The sequence below is a fragment of the Mycobacterium sp. E787 genome (genome assembly GCF_001668725.1).
GTDB lineage: Bacteria > Actinomycetota > Actinomycetes > Mycobacteriales > Mycobacteriaceae > Mycobacterium.
Map to the genome: position 1 here is coordinate 179,729 of NZ_LZKL01000064.1, position 25,297 is coordinate 205,025.

Sequence of the window (25,297 nt, forward strand, 5' to 3'; positions counted from 1 at the left end):
CAAGGTGTGCGCGACGGCCCTTCGCTGTCACCCGTCAGCGGCGTCCGCGGCGGCGATCAACGCCCTGCCCAGCTTGCGCGCTTCGGAAGGCGTGATGACCGGAGCGTCGGCGCCGTCGATGATGATCTCGCGCTCAGCGTGCCCATCCGCGTACTGCCGGCCGATGACGGACACGACGATATGGCCGACGTCGGCGCGCCGACCACGCTTGGTGACGTGCTCGATTCTCCACTCCGGGCCGTCGAACACCCTGAAGCCCGCGCCGATGCTTTCCCAGTCGCCGACGCAGGTTGCACCGCTGGGTGCTGCAAGGGCGAAGTTCATGGCGAGATCGCTTCCGCGATCCCGCGCGGCTGCTGTGGTCATGGTTCGTTCTCCTCGGGAGGCGTAGTCACTTGACTACACCACAGGCGGAGCACTGTAGTCAAGTGACTACACCATGGAGGCGCCCGCAGCGGCCGTGATTGTGGTCACGCCGTTGCGAGGGAGAATGGCGGCCATGAACGAGAACCTCGGAATCGATGTTTCGCTCTTCTGCCCGGAACAGCATCACGTCGGCAACCTCAGGAAGTTCGCCGACGAGATCGGCTATCAGCCCAGAGGCGGACAGCTCGGGGCGTGGCCGCCACACCGGTCTGACTCATGGTGGGAAGTCCGGTGCCCGGACGGCTGCCCCGGCGTGTTGGGCGGCGCCGTGGAACCCATCCGCCAGGAGGTGAAGAGGCTCGCCGACGACCCCAAACGGACGATGGCCCACTACACCCTGAAGAGGGTGGGCTGAACACGCCGACGGCGCCGCGTGGGACACCGCCGCCCGGTTTAACGCGCAATGAATCTCTTGGCAACATCGACGCGCGCCGTCTGGCACCGCGGACGGCATAGTGGTTCGATCGAAATCGAAAGCGATGCAACGATTTCAGGAGATTCCATGGCAACTCTGCCAGTCCAGCGTCAACCCAGAACATTGGTGCCCGATCTCGCCGAGCTCTTCAGCGGCACTCCCCTGCTGGCCGGCCTGCGTCCGCTGTTCGACCGCAACCTCCTCCGCGTCGAGGACGAGATCAACGATGGCCGCTACGAGGTGCGCGCCGAGATTCCCGGCGTCGACCCCGCGAAGGACATCGACATCACCGTGCACGACGGAATGCTCACCATCAAGGCGGTGCGCAGCCAGGCCGTCGAGTCCCACGGCCGGTCCGAGTTCAGCTATGGAGCCTTCGCGCGCTCGGTTCCGCTGCCCGCCGGTGCCAACGTCGACGACGTCCATGCCACCTACGAAAAGGGCATCCTGGCGATCTCGGTGCCGGTGCCCAACGGTGGCCCGACGGCCAAGCGCATCGAGGTCGAAACTCGGGAGTGATTCGCGGCCGCTGCGCCGATCACGTCGGGGGCGGGGCCGGCTGGCCGGTAGGAATCGCACCGTTGCAGCCACCCGGCGGCGGCGGGCCGGGGAGAGGTTCGTCGCCGCCGACACAGTCGTAGTAAAACTGCGGGCCGACAAGCCAGGTCTTCATCCACTGGTGCCAAAATGACCCGTCGGGATACTTTTCGCCATCGCACACCGCCAAATTGCCGTAGCCCCATCGCCCACCCGGGCAGTAGCCCTTCGTCATGTCCGGCTGATGCGGGTCGGGTGGATCGGCGCTGGCGACCGCGGTCGAAAACACGCACGCCGCAGCACAACCCACTACCGCAGCGCCAAGGCGGGTAAGCGTCAACTTCATTCCGACTCCCTTAACCGTTGAATCAATCCAGCCGATCTGCCGATGAGACGTAGTTGGATGGAGCTTCCCGAGGAAATCTAAAGTCCGCTTCGTCCTGATCAAGAGCCGACATTTCTGTTAGCTGACGATCTGATTTCGATAGTTTACGACGCGGCGGATTGGCGATGTCAACGTCGAAAAAGTGTGTGCTCACCGCGAACGTGAGTCGGGATCGAGGGATCGTTCAATCCACGTCGAGTGGTCCCGACGACAAAGGCCGTTCGCCGAAATCCACCGGCCGCCTGCCCGAGTCAAATCCGTTATCTCCAAACGGGTTAGAAATCCTTCGTTCGCGTCGCGTCGGAAGCGTCGAGACAGACCCGATCGGCAACTCCGCGTGTGGTCGCGACCGTCACCCGGTCACTGGTTGAAAAAGTTCCGGAAAAAGTGTCTGCGTAAGACCCTTTCGACTCTCCTACCGGTGACCGGGGCGCGCTCGGGTCGCGCCCCACGACGGAAACGGAGCAGAGCATGAATACCACCCGCGGCCTCGACCTGATCGCCCCCGCGGCGCCAAAACAAAGGGCCACCGGGCGCCCCGCGCTGGTCGAACACCTGCGCCGGCTGCGCGAGAACGCCGCGCTCTTCGCGAGGCTGGCGCAAGAAGCCGGCATCCACACCGGTGACAGCGAGGGCGCCAACAAGATCCCCTGCATCGTCGGCAGCTCGATCACAGCGCTGCGACTGTCGGACGCTCTGGTGCGGCGCGGCATCTATGCCGACCCGGTCCTTTTCCCCGCCGCGCCGGAAGATCAGGCCCGTCTGCGTTTCTTCGTCACCAGCTGCCACTCGTCCGAACAGATCCGGTTCATGATCGACGTGCTGGCCGAGGAGCTGAAGCTGCTGAACGCCGTCAGCCCTGCCCTAGAGCCTCCCGGCGACGAAGCCGGCGGCCTGGTCCACCAGCCCGGAACCGATGTATGAGGGCTGCAGGTGCGACGGCCAATTCGTGCCTCTCCCGCAGATGGGGTCGCCGGCGGCGCACTGGTCGATCGTCTTGCCGGCGAACGCGGGGGCCAGCCCGTGGGTGCCATTACCGAACAACGCGACCGCTGCGATGTGCTGATCCACACCCGGCGGCAGCCCAGCCCACATCGCACGGTCAACCACCTCAGCGCCCAACGAGTAGCCGCCGAGCACGATGCGGGTGTTCGGGCAACTTCTGGCCATCGATTCGACGTGGGCGCCGATATCGTTCGCGCCGCTGCCCGTGGTGATGTTGGCGGGGTAATTCACCCCATAGACCCCGATCGACATTCGCGTCTTGCCGCGCAGCGAATTGACGAATGCGTCTCCGACTGCGCCGACGCCGGGTGGCTCCTCTCGCCCGCGAGCGAAAACCACCTCGGCGTCGGGGCAGGCCGCGGATGCCGCGGGAATCAGTCCCGCGATCGGGGAAGGCGTCGCCGCCTGGGCAATAGCCAATGCGGCCGCTAGCGGAGTGGCGGCCGTCAGGCTGAGGACACGCTGCGCGCCTGGTGTTATCCCGACAAGCCTCATGACGCGATATTACGGACTTGGTATGTGAGGCCGCTTTGGCTTTTCGGTTTGCTGGCGGCCAAAGCGGCGCTCGAATAATCAGACGCTCAGGGGTGTCGCGCAATGCACTGCGCGTGTCAGCATTGGGACGTGAAAGCACACCGATTCTCCCATTTGCTGGGTACCGCCGTGGTCACCGCCTCGGCGGCGCTGCTGAGCGCACCGATCCTCGCTGGGCCGGCCTCCGCCGCTGCATGCCCTGATGCCGAGGTGACTTTCGCCCGCGGCACCGACGAGGCACCCGGTGTTGGCGCGGTCGGACAGCAATTCATCGATGCCCTGCGCTCGCAGGTCGGGGGCCGGTCTGTTGGGGTGTACCCGGTCAACTACCCCGCCGGCGACGATCTCGCCCCCTCCGCGTCGGCCGGCGCCAACGACGCGCACGCTCACGTTCGGTCCATGGTTGCGACCTGTCCGAACACCAAGCTGGTCCTCGGCGGGTATTCCCAAGGCGCGGGCGTGATCGATCTGACCACTATCGCCCGTGCGCCGGTCGCGGGCTTGGTCCCCGACATTCTCACGTCCGACGAGGCCGATCACGTTGCCGCGGTCGCCACGTTCGGCAATCCGTCCGGGAGATTTTTGGGAGCGCCGATAACTGAGCTCAGCCCGTGGTACGGGGCGAAGGCCGTTGACTTGTGTGCGCCCGGTGATCCGGTATGCGCTCCGGGCGCGCTGCTGACGCTGCCGACGCACGACGAGTTGTTCTCCCCCGAGCACCTTTCCTACACCCACAACGGAATGCCCAGTCAGGCAGCGACTTTCGTGGCGGGGCGGCTCTGACGCACGTCTTGGGGGACGGGTTCCCGCTGATCGTTTTTCATCGCCAATGACCACGATGCGGCGTCAGGTGACGCCGATGCTACTTCTGTCCTAAATGCGTTGCGGTGCAACGAATTCATTACTGCGGACCGCCGCGAGGGTTGGCAGACGCGCCCACCGACGTCCGTCACGGCGCGAGCCGGACGAACCCGGGCGACGAATCGACCGGACCGCCGCCGGCCGTGCCAGCACCGCCGGTGCCGACGCCGCCGACACCGCCGGCATTGCCGGGTGAGCCCCCCGGCTGCGGACTTGGAGCAGGAGGCTCCGCCTGGTCCGGTGCGGGCGGCGGCTGCTCCGGCGGAGGCTGCACCTGTTGTGGTGGAGGTGGCGGTCGTTTCGGTGGTGGCGGCGCCGCCACGGGCTGGCGCGGCGCGCGGATCTGCGCCGCCGGCGGCGGTGCTGCCGGGGTCGGCGGCGGGTTGGGATCGGTGATCTCGCCGGAGGGAACTACGACGACCCGGCGCGCCGACCCCTCCCATCCCGCGCGGTTGGCCCGGATCGAGGCGATCTTGCCTTGGTTGTGGGGGCAGTACGCCCCCACCGCTGCGGTGATGAAGCGGGCCTCCGTCCGCGCGAGGCGACCGGGCGCGTATTGGCGTTCGCTCGGGTCGATGCCGAACGCGTTGTCCACCATCGCGTCCACCAGACCGGAAGCCGACATGCCGGCATCGAGTGTGCGACAAACGTCGTGGGCCGTGTCGATGAGGCTGGGCACGCCCTGCAATGCGGGGATTCCCTGCTGATCGAGCAACGCCAAGAACTGGTCGTCCTGGTTCGAGTCGGCCGCTGCGGCACCGCCGCGCAGAATCGCGGCGCCGGTGAGCGCCACGATCGCGACGCCCGCAGCACTGGGGTGGCCGGTCCTGCCGGTGAACATCGGGCGGATTCCGTTCTGATAGGGCCGTCGCATGACGGAGGTCGGGTCGTGATCGTCACCCCCCCAACGCGCACCGGCCGGGTCGCCGGCGCGGCGCTGCAAGCCAAGCAGCTCGTTCACCCTGTATTCATTTTGCGTTCATCGTAGATCCACACGATCCCGCGGTAAAGAACGAGCTTTCTCGGACCGCGCTGTACAGCTGCGCGGAGATTCCCACGCGCGGGTGGAACAGAAGCACCGCACCATGGCAATGGCGCGCCCCGAAAACCTGCCGTCAGCCGTCGATCTCCGCGTGCAGGTCGAATTCGGCGAAGGCGGCCGAAACGCTTTCCCGCAACACGTCTTTGGTGTTCGGCCGGCCGAGCAGATAGGCCGAGATCCTGATGAACATCTTCCCGCCGCCCCGCCCCGAACCCAGGAACAGCTGCCCCCCCATTGCCTCGAGCGTGCTCCTCTTGATGTCCGGTTCGAGGTTCCTCAGGTACGCGTAGTCGGCATCGGTGCCGTCGGGCCGGTTCGCCGCCGGGGACAGGTCACCCACGTTGGAGCAGGTGACCGGCAAGGTGGAGCCGCCGGCCGCCATCCCGGCGACCTTCCGGGCCGCCCACACCGGTGTCAACGCGGCCAGCGGCAGCGGCGCCAGCCACTCGTTGTCGGGGTCCTCCATCGCCGCCAGGATTCCGTGCGTGATCTTGGCTTGCATGTCCGCGAGGTTCGTCGGCGCGTGGCTGGGGTCGACGGTGACGTCGACACTGGTGAGGGCATTTCCACGCGTATCGCCGTCGGTGCGCAACGAGACGAGGAATCGCAGCGTGACCGTCCCGTCGTCCTGAACGCGCCCGACCCGCACCGCGAGCCTGCACGCGATCCCCGCCACCAGCGAGTTGCTGCTCACACCAAGGCTTTTGGCGCGGGCATCCCATTCCGCCAGGTCCACGAAGGCGGTCAGGGCGGGCACATCCACCGTCTGATCGCCATTCGAGGTCCTCGGCGCCGGCGGTGCCGCCTTCATCGACGATCTGAGCTCATGTCGGTCGCGCCGGGCCCGTCGGGCTACGGCGCCCAACGCGTGCGCCACGTCGGGCAGGTCTTTGACGGTCTGCCGCAGGTCCTCGCGCAACGCCCGCCCCAGCGGGCGCGATCCCGCAGGCGGATAACCGAATTCGCGCGTCCTGCCCTCGGCGGCATCCTCGATCGCCTGCCCGAAAGCGATCGCGTCGACGATCGTGTGCGACGCGACCAGGCTCACCGCGGTACCGCCGTCCTGCAGCGGAAGCACCCCGAGATGCCAGGCCGGTCCCCACTCCGGATCGATGGGCAGGCGCGCCCGCTCATCGGCCCAGGCGTTCACGTCGGCGCGCGGCCGCGGCGTCGCGGCGAAATCGATGTCGGCCGGCGCCGGGGCCATGACCCAGCGATCACGCGCGAACGGCAGCGCGGACCGCTCGATCCTGCGCCCCAGCAACCCGCGTCCCAGGTTGCGGTGGAAGCGCCGCAGCCCCTCGACGTCGACGGGACGGTTGTAGATCCACGTGACCTGAATCAACGCGCCGTGCACCGCGCGCAGCGCGAGAAACGCGGCCTGGTCCAGGTACGCGAGCCTATCGTCCACCGGCTCAACGCCATTGGTGCTGACCTGCGCCAACGGAGCGGCGGGCGCCGCGGTGCCGGTGAGCAGCTCGGCGAGGTGGGACGCGAGCGCGGTGGGGCTGGGGTGATCGAGCGCGAGCGTCGCCGGCAAGGCGAGGCCGGTGCGCTGGTTGAGGGTGTTACGCAGCTCCAGTGCGGTCAGCGAGTCGATGCCGAGGTCCTTGAAGGGACGGTCGGGGTCGAGCGCGGCCGGGTCGGGGTGGGCCAACACCGCGGCGGTGGTCGCGGTGACCATCGCGGTGAGGGTGTCGAGCCGTTGCCGGGGTGTTTCGGCGGCCAGGCGGGCGGCCAGTGTGCGGGGGCTGGCGGCGGCGGCGCGGGGGCGGATGTGGGTCAGGGCGGACAAAATCGGGTCCAGCGTGTTGTGGCGGGCCTGGCGCGCCAACGCGCCGGTGTTGAGCGGGCTGGCAACAACATTGGGTCGTTGACTCATGAGCACGGCGTCGAAGAGGGCCAGACCTTGCTCGTCGGTGATGGGGGTCAGACCGCTGCCGGCGAGGCGGGTCAGGTCGCTCGTGGTGAGGTGGGCGGTCATGCCGCTGCGGGTTTGCCAATAGCCCCAGGCCACGCTGGTGGCCTCGCGCTGGGTGTGGTGGCGGTGGCGGGCCAGCGCGTCCAGGAATGCGTTGGCGGCCGCGTAGTTGGCCTGCCCCGGGCCGCCCAGTATTCCGGCGGCCGAGGAGAACAACACGAACGCGGCCAGGTCGCGGTCGGCGGTCAGGCGATGCAGGTGCCAGGCGGCGTCGGCCTTGGCGGCCAGGACCGAATCGAGTTGCCGGGGGCTCAGTTCGGTGATCACGGCGTCGTCGAGGACGCCGGCGGCGTGAATGACCGCGGTCAACGGGTGGCCGTCGGCGACGGAGTCGAGGGCCGCGGCCAACTCGGCGGGGTCGCCGGTGTCGCACGCGGTGATGGCGACCTGGGCGCCCAGCCGCGCCAGACGTTGTTGCAGTTCGCCGGCCCCGGGGGCGTCGGGTCCGCTGCGGGACAGCAGGAGCAGGTGCTCGATGCCGTACCGGGTGACCAGATGTTCGGCGAAGAGCGCGCCCAGCGTCCCGGTGCCACCGGTGATCAGCACCGTGCCTTCGGGGTCCGGCACGGCGGGCGGAATCAGGACGATCTTTCCGGTGTGGCGGGCTTGGCTCATGTCGCGGAAGGCTGCTGGGGCGTTCACCATGCCATAGCTCGTGGCGGGCAACGGCTTGAGCGCACCGGCGGCGAACAACTCGGTCAGCGCGGCCCAGGCCGGTCGCAGGGATTCTGGTGGGGCGCTGGACAAGTCGTACACCCGATAGTCGACCCCGGGATGGGACGCGGCGACGTCGGCCGCCATGCGGATGTCGGTCTTGCCGATCTCCACGAAGCTGCCCCCGCGCGGCAGCAGTTGCAGTGAGCCATCGACGAAATCGCCGGCGAGGCTGTTGAGCACGACGTCCATGCCCCGCCCGTCCGTTGCCGTCTTGAAGGTGTCGACGAAATCCAGCGTCCGCGACGACGCGATGCGCCCGGGGTCGACCCCCATCTCGGTGAGCACGCGATGCTTGTCCGGGTGGGCGGTGGCGTAGACCTCGGCGCCGAGGTGGCGCGCGATCTGGATGGCAGCCTGACCGACGCCACCGGCGCCGGCGTGGATGAGCACCCGCTGCCCGGCCGACAGCCCGGCGATCTCGACCAGAGCGATATAGGCGGTCAGATACACGATCGGCGCGGATGCGGCCTGGGTGAACGACCATCCGGTCGGGACGGGCACCACCATCCGCTCGTCGGCGATCGCGGTGGGCGCGAAGGCGTTGTGCGGGAACAGGCCCATGACTGCGTCACCGCGCCGCAACGATGTCCCGGGGGCCGCGTCGATGACCACCCCGGCGGCCTCGCTGCCCAGGCCGTCGTCGGGGATGGCGCCCAACGCCACGACGACGTCGCGGAAGTTCAGTCCTGCCGCGCGGACCTGAACGCGAACCTGCCCCGGCGCCAACGTCTTTGGCGGCTCGGTGGGCAGCAGGGCCAGGTTGGCCAAGTCGCCCTTGCGGGTGATGCCCAGCTGCCAGGTGGGGGCATCCGGCGGGACCAGGGTTCCGGCGCGGGTCAGGCGGGGAATGTGGACGACGCCGTTGCGCAGCGCCAGCTGCGGCTCGCCGGCCGGCCGCGTCGAGGCGACGGTCGACAGTTTCTCCTCGGTCGCGGCCGATTCATCGATGTCGAGCAAAGTAATGCGACCAGGGTGCTCGTTCTGAGCGGTGTGGATCAGCGCCCAGGCGGCGGCATGAGCCAGATCGGGGTCACCGTCATAGGCGCCGACGCTGACCGCGTGGCGGGTGACGATCACCAGATGGCCGTCGGGCCCGGCCAGCCAGCTCTGTAGCCGGGCCAGGACGTGCTGGGTCAGGGCGTGCGCACGCCGCAGCGGATCGGCATCCGCTAGCTCCTCCTCGGCCTGCGACAGCCGCCATATCACCGGGTCCGGGGATTGATCATCCGCGGAACCGGCCAGATCCGGCGCCAACGGCCAGGTCAGCTCGAACAGGCTGTCGGAGAGCCCGGCCATCGGGGTCGGCCGGCCGATCTGGTCGGAGACGGCGCGCATGGTCAACGCGCCGATGGTGATCACCGGTGCGCCGGTGGGGTCGGTGGCGCGCAGCTCAAACGTGTCCTCGCCGGTGCGGGTCAACTGAACGAGCAGCTGGGTGGCCGCGGTGGCATACAGGCTGATACCGGTGAAGGCGTAGGGAATTCGCAGCGAGGCGGGGTCGGCCTCGCCGGTGCGGTCCAGCATCGCGGCCAACGGGTGCAGGGCGGCGTCGAGCAGGGCGGGGTGGATGCCGTAGCCGGCGACATCGGTCCCCGCGGGCAACGCCACTTCGGCATAGACGACGTCGGGCCGGGCGGGGTCGGTGCCGATCCCGCGCACCGACCGGAACAGACCGCCGTAGCGGTAGCCCCGCTCGGCCAGCCCCTCGTAGAAGTCGTCCTGGTCGAGGGCCTCCACGGCCGGTGCCGCGAGAGGGGGCCCGCCGGCGGGCTGGTCGGCGGTCAGCGCGCCGCTGGCGTGCAGCGTCCACGCGTCGGCGTGCCGGCCGCCGGTGCGCGAGTGCACGGTGAACGGGCGCCGCCCGTCCTCGTCGAACGGTTGCACCAGGATCTGCAGGTCGGCGGGCGCCTGCTCCGACAGGGTCAGGGCCGTGTGCAGGACCAGCTCGTCGATCACCGGGCAACCTGCGAACTCGCCGGCCCGCAGGACGACCTCGATGAACCCCGTCGCCGGGAACAGCACGGTGTCGTTGACCCCATGGCCCGCCAGCCAGCCCTGGGTGCCGGTGGACAGCCGCCCGGTGACCATGACCTCGTCCTGGCCGGCCAGCGCGACCACCGCGCCCAGCAGCGGATGTTCGGCTCGGTCCAGGCCGAGTCCGCCGGCGTCGCCGGTCGGGGCCGGGGAAAGCCAGAAGCGGCGGTGTTCGAAGGGGTAGGTGGGCAGGGCGACGGTGTGCGCGTGCGGATACAGCGCCGGCCACGACGGGCTGTGACCGTGGTTGTGCAGCTGCGCCAGCGCGATGGCCAGGCTGTCCTGGTCGGGGCGGTCGCGGTGCAACATGATCACCACCGCCGACTGCGTGCGCCCCGTGGCCTGGGCCAGGGTGTCGGTGATCGCCGGGGCCAGCACCGGGTGCGGGGACAGCTCCACGAATGTGCACTCGCCCGCGGCCAGACGCTCGATGACCCGGTCATGGAACCGCACCGGCTCACGCAGATTCCGATACCAGTAGTCGGCGTCCATCGTGGTGGTGTCCAGCGGATCGGACGAAAGGGCTTGCCCCACTGTGGAATACAGCGCGACGCGGGCGGGCGCCGGAGTAAGGTCGGCCAGCCCGGCCAGCAGCCGCTCCCGTGCCGGTTCGACCTGGGCCGAGTGCGAGGCGTAATCGACCGCGATCTGGCGGATGTGGACTCCGTCGCGCTCGCAGGCCGCGGCGAACTCCTCGAGGGCCGCGGGGTCGCCGCTGATGATGGTGTGTGACGGGCCGTTGATCGCGGCGATGCTCAACGCCGCACCCCACGGTTGCAGGCGTGGCGTGAGTTGCTCGGCGTCCAGCAGGACCGAGGCCATGCCCCCGGTGCCGCGCAAATCGCTGAGCGCCTGGCTGCGCAACGCCACCACCTTGGCCGCCTCGGGCAAGGACAGCACCCCGGCGATGTACGCGGCGGCGATCTCGCCCTGGGAGTGACCGATCACCGCGTCGGGAAGGACGCCGTAGCCGGCCAGCGCCTCGGCCAGCGACACCATCATCGTGAACAGCACCGGCTGGACCACCTCGACGCGGTCCAGCGCCGGGGCGCCCGGGTCCTGTAGCAGCACGTCGCGCACCGACCAGTCGGTGAACGGGCGCAGCGCCTCGTCGCAGGCATCGACGGTGTCGGCGAACACGCGGTGGTGTTCATAGAGCTCGCGACCCATGCCCGGATACTGGGCGCCCTGTCCGGGCAAGACGAACACGGTCTTGCCCCGAAGGTGGGCCAGGTGATGATGCTGGGTCAGTTGCGGGTGGGGTTGGCCGTCACGCAGCGCCTGCAGCGCGTCGAGCAGGTCTTTGCGCGGATCGGCGCTGTCCACCGCGCCGGTGATCACGGCCCGATGCGGGTGATGGGTGCGGGTGGTGCCCAGGCTGTAGGCCACATCGGTGAGATCGAGTTCGGGGTGGCAGACGAGGTGGTGATGCAGCCGGTCGGCCTGCGCGGACAACGCCGCGCCGGTGCGCGCCGACACGGGCCACAACCGCACACCAAACCGGGCATCGGGCTCGGGTGATTCGGGCAGTTCGGCTGCCGGGCCGGGGGATTGTTGGAGGATCAGGTGCGCGTTGGTGCCGCTGATCCCGAACGACGACACCGCCGCGGTGCGCGGATGGCCGGTGTGCGGCCACGCCACCGGCTCGGTGAGCAGCCGCACCGTGCCGGCCGACCAATCCACGTGCGGGCTGGGCCGATCGACGTTCAGCGTCGGCGGCAGGCTGTCGTGGTTGAGAGCCTCGATCATCTTGATCATCCCGGCCACCCCGGCCGCGGCCTGGGTGTGGCCGATGTTCGACTTGATCGAACCCAACCACAACGGGTGCTCTTTGGTGCGAGCGGCGCCGTAGGTGGCGATCAGAGCACCGGCCTCGATCGGGTCGCCCAGCGCGGTGCCGGTGCCGTGCGCCTCCACCACGTCGACTTGGTCGAGCCCGATCCCGGCGTTGGCCGCCGCCTGAGCGATGACGCGTTGTTGCGCGGGCCCGTTCGGGGCGGTCAACCCGTTGGAGGCGCCGTCCTGGTTGATCGCCGATCCCGCGATGACCGCCAATACCGGATGGTTGTTGCGCTCGGCGTCGCTGAGCCTCTCCAGCACCAGCACCGCCGCGCCTTCGCCCCAACCGGTGCCATCGGCGTTGGCCGAGAACGCTTTACAACGGCCGTCGGCGGCCAACCCACGTTGCCGGGCGAACTCGGTGAACACCGAGGGCGTGGTCATCACCGTCGCACCGCCGGCCAGGGCGAGAACCGACTCGCCGTTGCGCAGGGACTGACACGCCAGGTGCGCGGCCACCAACGACGACGAGCACGCCGTGTCGATCGTGATGGCGGGGCCCTGCAACCCCAGCGCGTACGCGACACGGCCGGAGGCCACACTCGTGGACAGACCCGTCAGCGCGTAGCCCTCCACCCCCTCCGAACCGCCCGAACCGTAAGACTGTGACCACGCCCCGACGAACACCCCGGTCTGCGAACCCGCCAGTCCCGCCGGATCAATCCGGGCCGCCTCCAACGCTTCCCAGCACACTTCCAGCAGCAACCGCTGCTGAGGATCCATGGTTTGGGCCTCGCGCGCCGAGATGCCGAAGAAGTCCGCGTCGAAGTCGGCGGCGTCGGCCAGAAACCCCCCCACGCGGGTGTAGGTCTTGCCCACCGCGTCCGGATCGGGATCGAACAGCTCCGCCAGGTTCCAGCCTCGGTCGGCCGGAAAATTCCCCAGCGCCTCGGTGCCGCCGGCCACCAAGTCCCACAACGCCGCCGGCGAATCCACCCCACCCGGGAACCGACAAGCCATGCCCACCACCGCGATCGGCTCGTCGGACTCCACCCGCGAACCCGCCGCCGGAGCCGCCGCAACCGACCCGCTCAGCAGCTGGCCCAGGTGGGCGGCCAACTCGTCCGGCGTCGGGTAATCGAAGGCCAGCGTGGGCGGCAATGCCAGCTCGGTTTCGGTTCTGAGCCGGTCGAGCAATTCGGTGGCCTTAACCGAGTCGAATCCAAGATCCTGGAACGGACACTCGGGGTCGATGTCGTCAGGGCTGGGGTTGCCCAACACCGTTGCCACCTGGCGGCACACCATCCCCAACAGCAGGTCGTGTCGCTGCTGCTGCATGGTGCGCAGGCGTTGGGCCCATCCCGAGTCGGACCCGGGGGCCGCGGCAGTATCTTCGGGCACGCGCCGCTTCGGCCGGCGCATCGCCGCATCCAAGCGGGTGAACGAGCCCTGCTGATACAGCTTCAGACAGTCCCGGCGCCTCACCTTGCCGCTCGTGGTGAGCGGAATCGAATGAGGCGGCACCAGAACGAGATCCGCGACGCTCAAGCCGTGCGTCCTCGCAATCGCCGCGGTGATCTCCCGCCTGGTGGAGGTCAGCTTCCGCATCTCGGCTTCTTCGGAGTCGCCGCCGGGCTTGAGCTCCACGATGGTGACCAGCTGCTCAACGCCGTCGTCGTCGGAAACCGCCACCGCCACGCAGCGGCCTTTGGTGATCTCCTGGATCGTCGCCTCGATGTCGTCGGGAGAATGGTTGCGCCCGTAGACGATCAGGAGATCCTTGATGCGGCCGACGATGAACATCTCGCCGCCGGCGAAGAAGCCCAAGTCCCCGGTCCGCAGCCAGGGCCCTTCGGGTGTGCCGGCCGACGGACCGACGATCTTTGCGCCGAAGACGCGTTCGGTCTCCTCGGGCTTCTGCCAATAGCCGGCGCAGACGTTCTCGCCGATCGTCCAGATCTCGCCGACCGTTCCCTCCGGGCACTCGATGCTCGTCTCGGGGTCGACGATGCGCACGATCGGCCACTTGGGTGTGCCGTAGCTGACCAGCGGGATGCCTTCCCCGTCCGCGCACCGCTCCGCATGGCCGTCGGTCATCTGCTCCGACTCGAAACACACGGTTACCGGCGGGTGACCGGCTTCGCGGGTCGCCACCACGAGCGTGGCCTCCGCGAGCCCGTAGGACGGACGCAGCGCCTCGGGGCGGAAGTTGAAGCGGGCAAAGCGGTCGGCAAAGCGCCACAGCGTCGGGGGGTTCACGCGTTCGGCGCCATTGAGGATGGTGTGGACGCCTCCCAGGTCGAGCCCGGCCAGGTCGTCGTCCGACGTCTTGCGCGTCGCGAGTTCGAAGGCGATGTTGGGCGCTGCCGAGAAGGCGTGCGGGTTGCTCGCCAGCATCTGCATCCACCGCGCCGGCCGCTGCAGGAACGCCGGCGGGCTGGTGAGCACCGTGGGGAATCCCCACAGCACCGGGAACGCGATGCCCAGGATCAACCCCATGTCGTGGAACAACGGCAGCCACGACACCACCGTGGTGTCGGGCGGCGCCATCCCCCCGTCCGCCTCGTAGTACATCGCCATGATCTGCTCGCAGTTGACCCGAATGTTCTTGTGCGAGACCACAACTCCCGCAGGGGTGCGGGTCGACCCGGAGGTGTACTGCAGGTGCGCAATGCCGGTCAGGCTGTCGTTGTCGTCGGCGGTTGCTCGCTGCGCGTCGAGGTCAAGCAGGTCGACCGCGATGAGCGACGGCGCGCTCTCCCCGGGCTCGCCCTGCGCGTACTCGGCGAGGGCGCCGACGGCAGCGGATGCCGTCAGGATCGTCGACGGCGACGCGTCGCGGAGGACGGCGCTGACACGCTCGTCGCTGGCGCCCCCCACCGGCATCGACAGCGGAACGGCGACCTGGCCGGCCTGCAACGCGCCCAGAAACCCGACGACATACTCGAGTCCTTGCGGCGCCAGAATCACGGCGCGGTCCCCGGTTGACCCGCGAGCCCTGAGCTCGTCGGCGAGGTTCAGCGTCCGCCGATACAGCTGCGACCACGTCAGGCTGTGCGCGACACCGTCCCCGTCGTGCTCGTAATCGACGTAAGTGAACGCTGTCTCGTCGGGCCGCACGCCGGCATGGTGCCGCAGCGCCGCGGGGATGGAAGACTCAACCACAGCGCTTGACGATACCCATGAACCGGCAGGGCGTCGGCGAAACCGGCGCAGCCAGGCACCGGCCGCCACCGGCCGGCGGGGGCCGGCGCCGAGCACGGGCGTTTTCAGAGCGTTGGGCTCGGTGACGAGGGTGCGTTCAATCGGCGTCAAACACGTTGCGGTACAAGGGTCCTTGCGGACGCGGACGGCGCCTACCGGTCGGGCAGGTGGAGCCTGATGACTTCGATCAGGTGGCGCCCGACATCGTCGAGTGCGGCCGTCGACTGGGTCGCCAGCGCAAGGATGACCGCGCCTTCGATGGCGGCGACGGTGAGCGTCGCCAACGAGCGCGCACTGGCGGGAGCGGCGCCGGCGCTGACCAGCCGCTCGGCGAGGATCGCCCGCCACCCGTCGACGGCCTCGCGAGCCGCCTCCGCGGCCGCCGGCGCCTCCGACCGGCCGAGGATCGCGGCGACGATGGGGCAGCCCGCCTCCAGCTGCGTCGCCGTCAGCTGGGCCTTCCACTCGTCGATGAAGCTCTGGACCGTCTGCGCGGGATCGCCCCCCTCGTCCGCCGACCCGATCACCGTGGTCAACTCCCGTCCCGCCAGGCGGGTGGCTTCAGCGATCAGTTCGGCTTTGCCGCCGGGAAAGTTCAGGTAAACGGTTCTGCGCGCGACGCCGCTGTCCTCCAAGAGCGCATTGAGGCCCGTACCGGCGACACCTCGCCGTCGCACCAATCCCGTGACACTCGCGATGAGGGCGTCTCGCGCGGACATGGTCGCCACCTTCCGGCTTAGCACAGCTGTTCGCTTGTACTATACCGATCGGTCTACTAACCTGCTGGGAAGCACCCCGACTTTTGGAGACCGCCATGACGAGCACCAACCCGGACAAAACGCTGCGAAAGTTCCGCCGAGAGCGCGCGCTCGGACGCTATCTGCTCAATCCGGCGGTGAAGGGGTTGAGCAGATTGGGGGTGCGCACCGCCTTGGCCACCGAGCTCGAGACGATCGGCCGCAAGACGGGACAGCCACGCCGGGTCCCCGTGTCGGCCCAATTCGACAACGACGGGGCGTGGGTGATCTGCCAGCACGGCATGCGCTCCGGTTGGGGCAGAAATATCGCCGACAACGCCAATGTCCGTGTGCGACAGGGCGGTCGGTGGCGCACCGGGGTCGCGACATTCAGGCCGGACGACGACGTCGTCGCGCGGGGCCGCAAGTTCGGGCGACTGGGGGCCACGATGGTGAGGGCGCTGGAGACGGCTCCCGTGTCGGTTCGAATCGACTTCACCGACTAGGAGCCGGCCGCGTACTGCCAAACCGCGGCCCCGCCTGAGGACGTCGACGGGTTGCACCACATGGTGCGGCCGGCCGCGTCGCGGGTGCTGGCGTTGCGGTCCGAGCACAACTGGCCCGCGGACGGAGTGCTGATGTAGGCGGCACCCATCCCGAGCGCGATGAGCACGGCCGTAACGGAAGAGACCATCGCCAGCCGGAGGTATCCGAGTTTCCTGTTCGCCTTCTGCTCCGCCGCGGTGCGCATGGGTCCCTCCTCCTGTCGGATGCGTCGTGGGTCGCCTCGAGCCTCAGCGGGCGGGCTGGAGGGATCCTCAACGGATTCTTGGCGGGCATCCGCGCTGGTGAGCAAGCCAAGTACCTTAGGTAGCCATGAACCAGCCCGATCCCGTCCTGTTCAGCGTCGACGCTCACGTCGCGCTGATCACCGTGAACGATCCCGACCGGCGCAATGCCCTGACCGACGAGATGTCGACGCTGCTGCGGTCCGCCGTGGAGCGGGCCGAGGCCGATCACGACGTGCACGCCGTCGTGGTCACCGGCGCCGGCAAGGCGTTTTGCGCCGGGGCCGACCTCAGCGCCTTGGGCGCCGCCGGCGGCGGGTCCGCCGAGGCGGGGCTGCGGCGGCTCTATGACGGCTTCATGGCCGTCGGCAATTGCCGGTTGCCCACGATCGCCGCGGTCAACGGCGCCGCCGTCGGCGCGGGCCTGAACCTCGCGCTGGCCGCCGACGTCCGCATCGCCGGGCCCGGCGCGCTGTTCGACGCCCGGTTCCAGAAGCTCGGGCTGCATCCGGGCGGCGGCGCGACCTGGATGCTGCAGCGCGCGGTCGGCCCGCAGGTGGCGCGGGCGGCGTTGCTGTTCGGGATGCGCTTCGACGCCGAATCCGCTGTGCGGCACGGCCTGGCGCTGAGCGTCGCGGACGACCCGGTCGCGGCGGCCCTGGAGCTGGCCGCGGGTCCCGCGGCGGCCCCCCGGGAGGTGGTGCTGGCGACCAAAGCGACCATGCGCGCCACGATCAGCCCGGGGGCGCTGGACAGCGAGCAGCACGACCTCGCCATGCGCACCGAGCTCGGCCCCCAGGCGTCCTCCATCCAATCGCCGGAATTCGCAAGCAGATTGGCCGCGGCGCGACGCAAATAGGCGGGCCGGAGCGCGCGACACATAAATTACGCACACGACACGCCGGCGCGCATCGCACAGGCTTACATCTCGGGGAAACCGACGACGCTACAGGTCAAGCACGGCGGTCTCGGGAGACTCAATGAGATCCCTCAGCTCGCAAAGGAACCGCGCCACCTGAGCGCCGTCGGCGACGCGGTGGTCGAACACGCACGCCAGCGCCATCGTCGACCGGACGGCAACCTCACCGCCGACGACCACCGGGCGCGGCCTGATCGCCCCCATGCCCAGGATCGCCGCTTCGGGGTGGTTGATCACCGGCACGCCGTCGTCGACGCCAAGGGCCCCGAAGTTCGACACCGTGAAGGTCGAGCCCGTCAGCTCGGCGGGCATCAGGGTGCCCTCCCGCGCACCCCTGATCAATTCCGCCGTCCGGCCGGCCAACTCGCGCGTCGTCATCTTCTGGGCGTCGGCGATCACCGGGACCAGCAGCCCGCGCTCGGTGGCCACGCCGAACCCCAGATGCACCGCCCGATGGACGTGCACCCGTGGTCCTTCGGGCGAGTCGACCCAGGTCGAATTGAGAATCGTGTTGTGGCGCAGGGCGATAACGAGCAGCCGCAGCGTCAGCGCGAACGGCGTGAGCTCCGGATCGCCAGCCCGGTCGCCGAGCCGCAGCAGCGCCGTGCAATCCACCTCGACGCCGGCTTTCGCCGCGGGAATCTCCCTGTGCGACAACGCCATCTTCTCCGCCATCCGGGCCTGCACGCCGCGGACCGGCCGAACGTCGTCTCCCGCCCCGTGGGCGGCCGCGAGCACGTCTGCACGGGTGATCAACTCACCCGCGTCACGCCGCAGCGAGGCGAGATCGACCGTAAGCTCCTTGGCCAGCTTGCGCACCGGCGGGGCGGCCAGCGGCCGGCCGGTCCGCCGGCTGGCGTCGATGCCCGCGTCGGCGCCGTAGCCGACCAGCGTCGGCGCCGCGGCCTGGCCGGGTGCGGTGTCGATCCGGACCAGCACCGCGCCGACCTTGAGCACGTCGCCTTCGGCGCCATTGGTTTCCACGATTCGCCCGGCGTAGGGGCTCGGGATCTCGACCTCGGCCTTGGCGGTCTCCACCGAACACAACACCTGGTTGAGTTCGACGTCGGCCCCGACCTCGACGTACCAGCACGACACGGTCACCTCTTCGAGTCCCTCGCCGAGATCGGGAACCCGGAAGGCCTCAACCCGGTGATCGGTGCTCACGGCAGGCTCAGCGCGCGCTCGACGCAGTCCAGCAGCCGGTCGGGGCCCGGCAACCACAAGCCCTCCAACCGTGCCGGCGGGTAAGGCGTGTCAAAACCGCAGGCGCGCAACACCGGCGCCTCCAGCTCGTAGAACATCTCCTCCTGGATCCGCGCGGCCAGCCCCGCCCCGTAGCCCAGGCTGCGCGGCCCCTCGTGCAACACCACGCAGCGCCCGGTCCGGTGGATCGAGGCTGCGACGGTGTCGAAATCCAGCGGAACCAGCGACCGCAGGTCGATCACCTCGAGGCTCCAATCGCGCCGGCGCTGAGCATCTTCCGCGGTGGCCACCGCGGTGTTCACCAGGCTGCCGTAGGTCACGACGGTGACGTCACGGCCGGGCCGGCGCACCACGGCCCGCCCGATCGGCGGTTCGGGCCGGCCGGTGTCGACAGAGCCGCGGCCCTGGTAGCGCCGCTTGGGCTCCAGGTACATCACCGGGTCGGGGCAGGCGATGGAGTGGCGAAGCAGCCAATAGGCGTCGGCCGGGTTGGACGGCACCACCACCTTCAACCCGGCGGTGTGCGCCCAATAGGACTCGGTGGAATCCGAATGGTGCTCGGCCGCACCGATCCCGCCAAACGACGGGATGCGGACGGTGACCGGCATGTTGACCTCGCCGCGGGTGCGGGTGCGGTACTTCGCCAGATGGCTGACCACCTGGTCGAAGGCCGGGTAGGAGAATCCGTCGAATTGGATCTCCGGCACCGGCACGAAGCCGCGCAGCGCCAGGCCGATCGCGATGCCGACGATCGCGGACTCGGCCAGTGGCGTGTCGAAACACCTTGCTTCACCAAATGTTTCGGCCAGCCCCTCGGTGACCCGGAACACCCCGCCCTCGACCGAGACGTCCTCGCCGAACACCAGGACCCGATCGTCGGCGGCCATCGCGTCGCGCAGCGCGCGGTTTAGCGCCTGCACCATGGTCAACGGTGGCGCGCCGAGCGCGACGCCGGCCGGGGAGTCGGCGAGCTGGGTCATTCGAGCCTCCCCAGCTCGGCCCGCAGCTGTTGGCGCTGCGCCTGCAGTCCCGGCGTGATCTCGGCGTACACCGTGGTGAACACGTCGTCGACGTCGAAGTCGGGCGCATCGAACACCGCGTCGCGCAGTTCGGTTCGCATGCGCTTCGCCCGGGCGGCGACCCGCTCGTCCAGGCGTTCCGACCACAGCCCCTGACACCGAAGGTAGTTGCGGTAGCGCGGGATCGGGTCCAGTGCCGCCCACCGGTCCACCTCGTCCTGTGTCCGGTAGCGACTCGGATCGTCGGAGGTGGTGTGCGGGCCGAGCCGGTAGGTGACCGCCTCGATCAACGTCGGGCCGCCACCTGCCCGGGCGCGGGCGGCGGCCTCGGCCGTCACCGCGTAGCACGCCAGCACGTCGTTGCCGTCCACCCGGATTCCGGGCATCCCGTAGCCGATCGCCTTGTGCGCGATGGACGGCGCGGCGGTCTGTTTGGACACCGGCACCGAGATCGCCCATTGGTTGTTCTGCACGTAAAACACGCACGGCGCGACGAAGACTGCCGCGAAGTTCAGCGCCTCGTGCACGTCGCCCTCGCTGGTTGCGCCGTCGCCCAGGAACGCCACCGTCACCGAATCCTCGCCCAGGCGTTGCGCGGCCATCGCCGCGCCGACGGCGTGCAGGGTCTGGGTGCCGATTGGAATCGACATCGGGGCGCAGCATTTCCTGGTGAATTCCAGCCCGCCGTGCCACGTTCCGCGCCACGCCGCGCCGACGTGTCCGGGCGGGATGCCGCGCACCAGATACGCGCCGAGTTCGCGGTACTGGGGAAACAGCCAGTCGGTCTTGCGCAGGCAGGCCGCGGCGCCGACCTGCGCGGCCTCCTGGCCACGGCACGACGCGAACAGCGCCAGTTGCCCCTGGCGCTTCAGGTTGACGAATTCGGTGTCCAGCTCACGGGTGACCACCATCATCTCGTAGAGCCAGCACAGAGTTTCCGGCGGAAGGTCGCGGCCGTAGCGGTTTTCGGGCGTCGGCGTGCCGTCGGAGGCGACGAGTTGCACCGGCTCGAGGTCGACGGTCATCGGCGTCTGAGTCACATCCGCCATGCCGCCTCCTTGGCGCCCGCCAGCTACCCGGAAGCCTCCGCTCGACGCGAGACTGGCGTATTCCCCATTATGCGCCCAAATGCGAAGACGCCGCGTTGATCACGGTCGAGGCGACAGCGTGTCGCTTTAGCCGGACGCGGGCTGCTCCCCCGCCCGCCGCAGCAACATCGCGGCGTGCTTGAGCACCGGCGAGTCGACCATCCGCCCTTCGAACGCGAACACCCCGCGTTCCGACCGCGCCGCCGCCAGCACCCGGCGCGCCCAGTCCAGCTTCTCCTCGCTGGGGCGATAGGCCTCGCGGACGACGGGTATCTGGGTCGGGTGGATGCAGACAGTGCCGTCGAACCCCACGGCGACGGCGTCGTCGGCCTCGGCCCGCAGGCCGTCGATGTCGCGGATGTCCAGGTGCACGGCGTCCAGCGCAATCCGGCCGAAGGCGGACGCCGCCAGCAGGGTCGCGGACCGGACGTGGCGGGCGACGTCGCGGTAGGTGCCGTCGGCCAGCCGGCTGGAGCTGCCGCCGAGCGTGGCGACCAGGTCCTCGGCGCCCCACATCAGGGCCGCGGTGCCCTGCGCGGCGGCGATCTCGGAGACGAAGACCGCGCCTCGCGGGGTCTCGATCAGCGCGACCACGTCGCGTGGCGCGAGCGCGGTCACCTGCGCGGCGGATTCGGTTTTGGAGAGCATCACCGTCGTGTAGGCGGTGTCGGCCAGGGCGTCCAGGTCGCGGGCGTGCTCGTCGGTGTCCGCGGCGTTGATGCGCACCACGGTGCGCGCGGGGTCCAGCGGGGTCTCCCGCAGCGCCTTGCGGGCGGCGGGCTTGTCCGCCTCCGCCACGCCGTCCTCGAGGTCGAGGATCACGACGTCGGCGGCCGCGGCGGCCTTGGCGAAACGCTCCGGGCGGTCGGCCGGGCAGAACAGCCAGCCGGGTCCGACGTCACGCAGATCCATTACGACTCCCCCGGGCTTGTTTCTGGGGAGGGCCGCTTCTGCACCAGCGTGGTCCGCACCGCGCGCGCCACCACGTCGCCGTTCTGGTTGCGGCCGGTGTGCTCCAGGGTGACGATGCCTTCTCCCGGCCGGCTCTTCGACTCGCGCTTGTCCGTGCACACGGTCTCCGCGTACAGGGTGTCGCCGTGGAAGACCGGCTTGGGGAACGACACCTCGGAGAAGCCGAGGTTGGCGACGATGGTGCCGAGGGTCAGCTGCGTCACCGAGAGCCCCACCAGCGTGGAGAGGGTGAACATCGAGTTCACCAGCCGCTCGCCCCGAAACCCGGGCTGCTCGGCGGCCCAGGCCGCATCGAGGTGCAGCGACTGGGTGTTCATCGTCAGCGTGGTGAACAGCACGTTGTCGGCCTCGGTGACGGTGCGGCCGGGCCGGTGCAGGTAGGTCGTGCCGACCTCGAACTCCTCAAACCACAAGCCCCGCTGGACAATCGACTTGCCGTCCGTCATGGGCGCCACTCCTCGATCCCGGCTACGCCGGCATCATCGTCGCCGGCGCGGCTCACGACAGCCCCAGCGATCGCGCGATGAGCATCAGCTGCACCTCCGTGGTCCCTTCCCCGATCTCCAGGATCTTGCTGTCGCGGTAGTGGCGCGCCACCGGATACTCGTTCATGAAGCCGTAGCCGCCGTGAATTTGCGTGGCGTCGCGGGCGTTGTCCATCGCCGCCTCGGAGGAGATCATCTTCGCGATCGCCGCCTCCTTCTTGAAGGGCTTGCCCGCCAACATCTTTGCGGCCGCCTCGTAATACGCCGTGCGCGCCACGTGGGCGCGGGCCTCCATCCGGGCGATCTTGAAGCTGATCGCCTGGTAGGAACCGATCGGCTGGCCGAACGACTGGCGCTCCTTGGCGTACTTGACGCTTTCGTCGACACACCCCTGTGCGACGCCCGTCGCCAGCGCGGCGATCGCGATGCGGCCCTCGTCGAGGATGGACAGAAAGTTGGCGTAGCCGGTGCCGCGGGCGCCCAGCAGATGGTCCTCCGGGACGCGGGCGTCGGCGAAGGTCAGCGGGTGAGTGTCGGATGCGTTCCAGCCGACCTTGTTGTAGACCGGTTCGACGGTGAAACCCGTTGTGCCGCTGGGTACGATGATCGTCGAGATCTCCTTCTTGCCACCGGCGAGTGTTCCGGTGACCGCGGTGACGGTGACCAGCGAGGTGATGTCGGTGCCCGAGTTGGTGATGAACTGCTTGGTGCCGTTGATCACCCACTCGCCGTCGTCGAGCCGCGCGGTGGTGCGGGTGGCGCCCGCGTCGGAACCGGCTCCCGGCTCGGTGAGCCCGAAACCCGCGAGCGCCCGGCCCGCCGTCAGGTCCGGCAGCCACTTGTGTTTCTGCTCCTCGGTGCCGAACCGGTAGATCGGCATCGCGCCGAGGCCGACGCCGGCCTCGAGCGTGATCGCCACCGACTGGTCGACCTTGCCGAGCTCCTCGAGCGCCAGCGCCAGCGCGAAGTAGTCGCCGCCCATGCCGCCGTACTCCTCCGGGAACGGCAGGCCGAACAGGCCCATCTCGCCCATCTTGGCGACGACCTCGTACGGAAAGCTGTGCTCCTCATCGTGTTTGGCCGACACCGGTGCGACGACGGTGCGCGCGAAGTCGGCCACCGTGTCGCGAAGGTCCTCGTACTCCTTGGGCGGCGTCCCTGTAATGGATGTCGTCATGTCTCGTCCTTGCTTTCGCTTTCTTCACTGAGCCGGGCCAGCACCTGGTCCACCGTCACCTGGTCGCCGACGGAGACCAGCACCTCCACCCGCCCCGAAACCGGTGCGGCCAGCGAATGTTCCATCTTCATCGCCTCGACGACCACCACCACGTCACCTTCGGAGACCTCGGCGCCGGATTCGGCCTGCACGGCGATCACGTTGCCGGGCATCGGGCTCACGATCTCGGCCTGCCGCGCCCCTGCGGCGCGGTGGATCTTGTGCTCCTCGGCCTCGCGCAGGTGCCAGGTCCCCCGCTCGTCGGCGATCCACAGGTGCCGGTCGGCCTCGGCCCACCAGTACTCGCGTCGCGTCCCGTCCAACGTCACGCTGATGCGTGCTTCGTCAAGTTGCGCACGGGCGAAACGGATCTCACCGTCGCCGACCTGCACCCTGGCGGCCTCGGGGGTGCCCCAGACCGACACGGTCTCGCTGCGCAGCGGGGTCTGCATGTCGGTGCGCACCGGCGCCGCGCCCCCGCCGACCCGCCATCCGGTCGGCACCGCCCACGGGTCGCCCCCGGCGCGCCGGGCCAAGACCACCTGGCGGAACAGGCCGCCCGCGGCGAGCACGTCGTCGGGCGCCGGGGCCGGCGCGAAGTCCGCCAGCCGTGCGTCCAGCAGCGCGGTGTCCAGGTCGCCGGCGCGCACCCGCTCGTCGGCCAACAGGAAGCGCAGGAATTCGACGTTGGTCTGCACGCCCAGGACCACCGTGTCCGCCAGCGCCCGATCGAGTTTCGCGAGCGCCTCCTCGCGGTCGTCCCCGTGGGCGATCACCTTGCTCAGCATCGGGTCGTAGTCGCTGCCGACCACCGTGCCGGCCAGCAGCGAAGAGTCCACCCGTACCCCGGCGCCGGACGGTTCGAACACCTGCAGCACCCGGCCGCCGGTGGGCAGGAACCCGCGGGCCGGGTCCTCGGCGTACACGCGGGCCTCGATCGCGTGCCCGCTCAATTCGATGTCGTCCTGGGCGAATCCGAGCTTCTCGCCGGCGGCGACCCGCAGCTGCCACTCGACCAGGTCGAGGCCGGTGACCGCCTCGGTGACCGGATGTTCCACCTGCAGGCGGGTGTTCATCTCCATGAAGAAGAATTCGCCGGGGCGGTCGGCCGAGACGATGAACTCCACCGTCCCGGCCCCGACGTAGTCGACGCTGCGGGCTGTGTTGCAGGCCGCCGCCCCGATCCGGGCGCGCGTCTCGGTGTCGAGCAGCGGCGAGGGCGCCTCCTCGATGACCTTCTGGTGGCGCCGCTGCAGGCTGCACTCGCGCTCGCCCAGATGAATCACGTTGCCGTGCGTGTCGGCGAGCACCTGCACCTCGATGTGCCTGGGCCGCAACACGAACCGCTCGAGAAAAAGCGTGTCGTCGCCGAACGAGGAGCCGGCCTCGCGACGGGCGCTCACCAGCGCCTCGCGCAGCCGCGACGGGTCCTCCACCAGCCGCATGCCCTTGCCGCCGCCGCCCGCCGACGGCTTGATCAGCACCGGATAGCCGACCTCGTCGGCCGCCGCGACGAGTTCGTCGTCGGTCAGGCCCGGCCTGGCCACGCCCGGCACCACCGGCACGTCGAAGGCGGCGACGGCGTTCTTGGCGGTGATCTTGTCGCCCATCACTTCGATCGCCCGCGCGGGCGGTCCCAGGAACACCACCCCGGCGCGCTCGCAGGCCGCGGCGAAATGCGCGTTCTCCGAGAGGAAGCCGTAGCCCGGGTGGACCGCCTGGGAGCCGGTGCGCACCGCGGCGTCGACCACCTTGTCGATGTCGAGGTAGCTGTCGCGCGCCGCGGCGGGGCCGAGCCGGACGGCCTCGTCGGCCTCGAGCACGTGTCGCGCGCCGGCGTCGGGGTCGCTGTAGACGGCGACCGAGCGGATGCCCAGCCGGCGCAGGGTCCGGATCACCCGCACGGCGATCTCGCCGCGGTTGGCCACTAAGACGGTGTCGAACATA

The 25,297-nt window shown here is 69.5% G+C and carries 20 protein-coding genes; 6 read left to right on the plus strand and 14 right to left on the minus strand.

Annotated elements, in window-relative coordinates:
* Positions 1-27: 27 nt before the first annotated feature.
* Entirely contained in the window at positions 28-366 is a 339-nt protein-coding gene (locus tag A5705_RS14155) for a hypothetical protein (protein WP_231964261.1), read from the minus strand.
* Positions 367-499: 133 nt separating this feature from the next.
* Between A5705_RS14155 and A5705_RS14160 the strand changes: the two genes are divergently transcribed.
* Both A5705_RS14160 and A5705_RS14165 read left to right on the plus strand, forming a co-directional pair.
* Positions 500-781 (plus strand): hypothetical protein, encoded by a 282-nt coding sequence (locus A5705_RS14160; RefSeq protein ID WP_156738299.1) that lies wholly within the window; start codon positions 500-502, stop codon positions 779-781.
* A 147-nt stretch (positions 782-928) separates the two neighbouring features.
* Positions 929-1,360, plus strand: a complete 432-nt coding sequence (locus tag A5705_RS14165) for an Hsp20/alpha crystallin family protein (RefSeq protein WP_067876200.1) — start codon at positions 929-931, stop codon at positions 1,358-1,360.
* Positions 1,361-1,379: 19 nt separating this feature from the next.
* On the opposite strand, the gene A5705_RS14170 is transcribed toward A5705_RS14165, so the two are convergent.
* Positions 1,380-1,724 carry a hypothetical protein gene (locus A5705_RS14170; RefSeq protein WP_067876197.1) on the minus strand — a complete coding sequence of 115 codons (345 nt, stop codon included), beginning with the start codon at positions 1,722-1,724 and terminating at the stop codon, positions 1,380-1,382.
* Positions 1,725-2,234: 510 nt separating this feature from the next.
* Here A5705_RS14170 and A5705_RS14175 point away from each other — a divergent pair.
* A complete protein-coding gene (locus A5705_RS14175) occupies positions 2,235-2,687 on the plus strand; it encodes a hypothetical protein (protein ID WP_067876193.1) in 453 nt (150 codons plus the stop codon).
* Here the strand turns inward: A5705_RS14175 and A5705_RS14180 are convergent.
* On the minus strand, positions 2,628-3,263 hold the full coding sequence (locus tag A5705_RS14180) for a cutinase family protein (RefSeq protein WP_067876190.1): 636 nt from the start codon (positions 3,261-3,263) through the stop codon (positions 2,628-2,630). The two genes, A5705_RS14175 and A5705_RS14180, sit on opposite strands and share 60 nt — an antisense overlap.
* A gap of 129 nt (positions 3,264-3,392) precedes the next feature.
* On the opposite strand from A5705_RS14180, the gene A5705_RS14185 reads away from it, so the two are divergent.
* The gene (locus A5705_RS14185) at positions 3,393-4,085 is read left to right on the plus strand and encodes a cutinase family protein (RefSeq protein ID WP_304442249.1); all 693 of its coding nucleotides are present in this window, start codon (positions 3,393-3,395) and stop codon (positions 4,083-4,085) included.
* Positions 4,086-4,251: 166 nt separating this feature from the next.
* On the opposite strand, the gene A5705_RS14190 is transcribed toward A5705_RS14185, so the two are convergent.
* The 3 genes from A5705_RS14190 to A5705_RS14200 form a co-directional block, all read right to left on the minus strand.
* Entirely contained in the window at positions 4,252-5,004 is a 753-nt protein-coding gene (locus A5705_RS14190; protein ID WP_067876616.1) for a DUF732 domain-containing protein, read from the minus strand.
* Positions 5,005-5,278: 274 nt separating this feature from the next.
* Complete coding sequence (locus A5705_RS14195) at positions 5,279-14,881, minus strand: type I polyketide synthase (protein ID WP_068278192.1); 9,603 nt, start codon at positions 14,879-14,881, stop codon at positions 5,279-5,281.
* Between the two features lie 191 nt (positions 14,882-15,072).
* Positions 15,073-15,639 carry a TetR/AcrR family transcriptional regulator gene (locus tag A5705_RS14200; RefSeq protein WP_067876612.1) on the minus strand — a complete coding sequence of 189 codons (567 nt, stop codon included), beginning with the start codon at positions 15,637-15,639 and terminating at the stop codon, positions 15,073-15,075.
* A 95-nt stretch (positions 15,640-15,734) separates the two neighbouring features.
* Here A5705_RS14200 and A5705_RS14205 point away from each other — a divergent pair, with 95 nt between their 5' ends.
* Complete coding sequence (locus tag A5705_RS14205; protein ID WP_067876608.1) at positions 15,735-16,163, plus strand: nitroreductase family deazaflavin-dependent oxidoreductase; 429 nt, start codon at positions 15,735-15,737, stop codon at positions 16,161-16,163.
* Here A5705_RS14205 and A5705_RS14210 read toward each other — a convergent pair.
* Complete coding sequence (locus A5705_RS14210) at positions 16,160-16,408, minus strand: hypothetical protein (protein WP_067876182.1); 249 nt, start codon at positions 16,406-16,408, stop codon at positions 16,160-16,162. The two genes, A5705_RS14205 and A5705_RS14210, sit on opposite strands and share 4 nt — an antisense overlap.
* 125 nt (positions 16,409-16,533) lie before the next feature.
* Here A5705_RS14210 and A5705_RS14215 point away from each other — a divergent pair, with 125 nt between their 5' ends.
* Positions 16,534-17,304 (plus strand): enoyl-CoA hydratase, encoded by a 771-nt coding sequence (locus tag A5705_RS14215; RefSeq protein WP_067876179.1) that lies wholly within the window; start codon positions 16,534-16,536, stop codon positions 17,302-17,304.
* 87 nt (positions 17,305-17,391) lie between these two features.
* Here A5705_RS14215 and A5705_RS14220 read toward each other — a convergent pair whose 3' ends face one another.
* From A5705_RS14220 to A5705_RS14250, 7 genes are all read right to left on the minus strand, one after another.
* The gene (locus tag A5705_RS14220; RefSeq protein WP_068278196.1) at positions 17,392-18,531 is read right to left on the minus strand and encodes a dihydrolipoamide acetyltransferase family protein; all 1,140 of its coding nucleotides are present in this window, start codon (positions 18,529-18,531) and stop codon (positions 17,392-17,394) included.
* On the minus strand, positions 18,528-19,550 hold the full coding sequence (gene bkdB, locus A5705_RS14225) for a 3-methyl-2-oxobutanoate dehydrogenase subunit beta (RefSeq protein ID WP_067876174.1): 1,023 nt from the start codon (positions 19,548-19,550) through the stop codon (positions 18,528-18,530). The genes A5705_RS14220 and bkdB overlap by 4 nt, the downstream gene beginning before the upstream one ends.
* Complete coding sequence (gene pdhA / locus A5705_RS14230) at positions 19,547-20,638, minus strand: pyruvate dehydrogenase (acetyl-transferring) E1 component subunit alpha (protein ID WP_068278198.1); 1,092 nt, start codon at positions 20,636-20,638, stop codon at positions 19,547-19,549. The genes bkdB and pdhA overlap by 4 nt, the downstream gene beginning before the upstream one ends.
* Positions 20,639-20,764: 126 nt before the next feature.
* Entirely contained in the window at positions 20,765-21,589 is an 825-nt protein-coding gene (locus A5705_RS14235) for a CoA ester lyase (RefSeq protein WP_068278200.1), read from the minus strand.
* Positions 21,589-22,095: a MaoC family dehydratase gene (locus A5705_RS14240; protein ID WP_068278208.1), complete on the minus strand. Its 507-nt coding sequence runs from the start codon at positions 22,093-22,095 to the stop codon at positions 21,589-21,591. Before A5705_RS14240 ends, A5705_RS14235 begins: the two co-directional genes overlap by 1 nt.
* Before the next feature lie 52 nt (positions 22,096-22,147).
* Positions 22,148-23,311, minus strand: coding sequence for an acyl-CoA dehydrogenase family protein (locus A5705_RS14245; RefSeq protein WP_068278216.1), 1,164 nt, complete (start codon positions 23,309-23,311; stop codon positions 22,148-22,150).
* On the minus strand, positions 23,308-25,296 hold the full coding sequence (locus A5705_RS14250; protein WP_068278219.1) for an acetyl/propionyl/methylcrotonyl-CoA carboxylase subunit alpha: 1,989 nt from the start codon (positions 25,294-25,296) through the stop codon (positions 23,308-23,310). The genes A5705_RS14245 and A5705_RS14250 overlap by 4 nt, the downstream gene beginning before the upstream one ends.
* Position 25,297 lies beyond the last annotated feature (1 nt).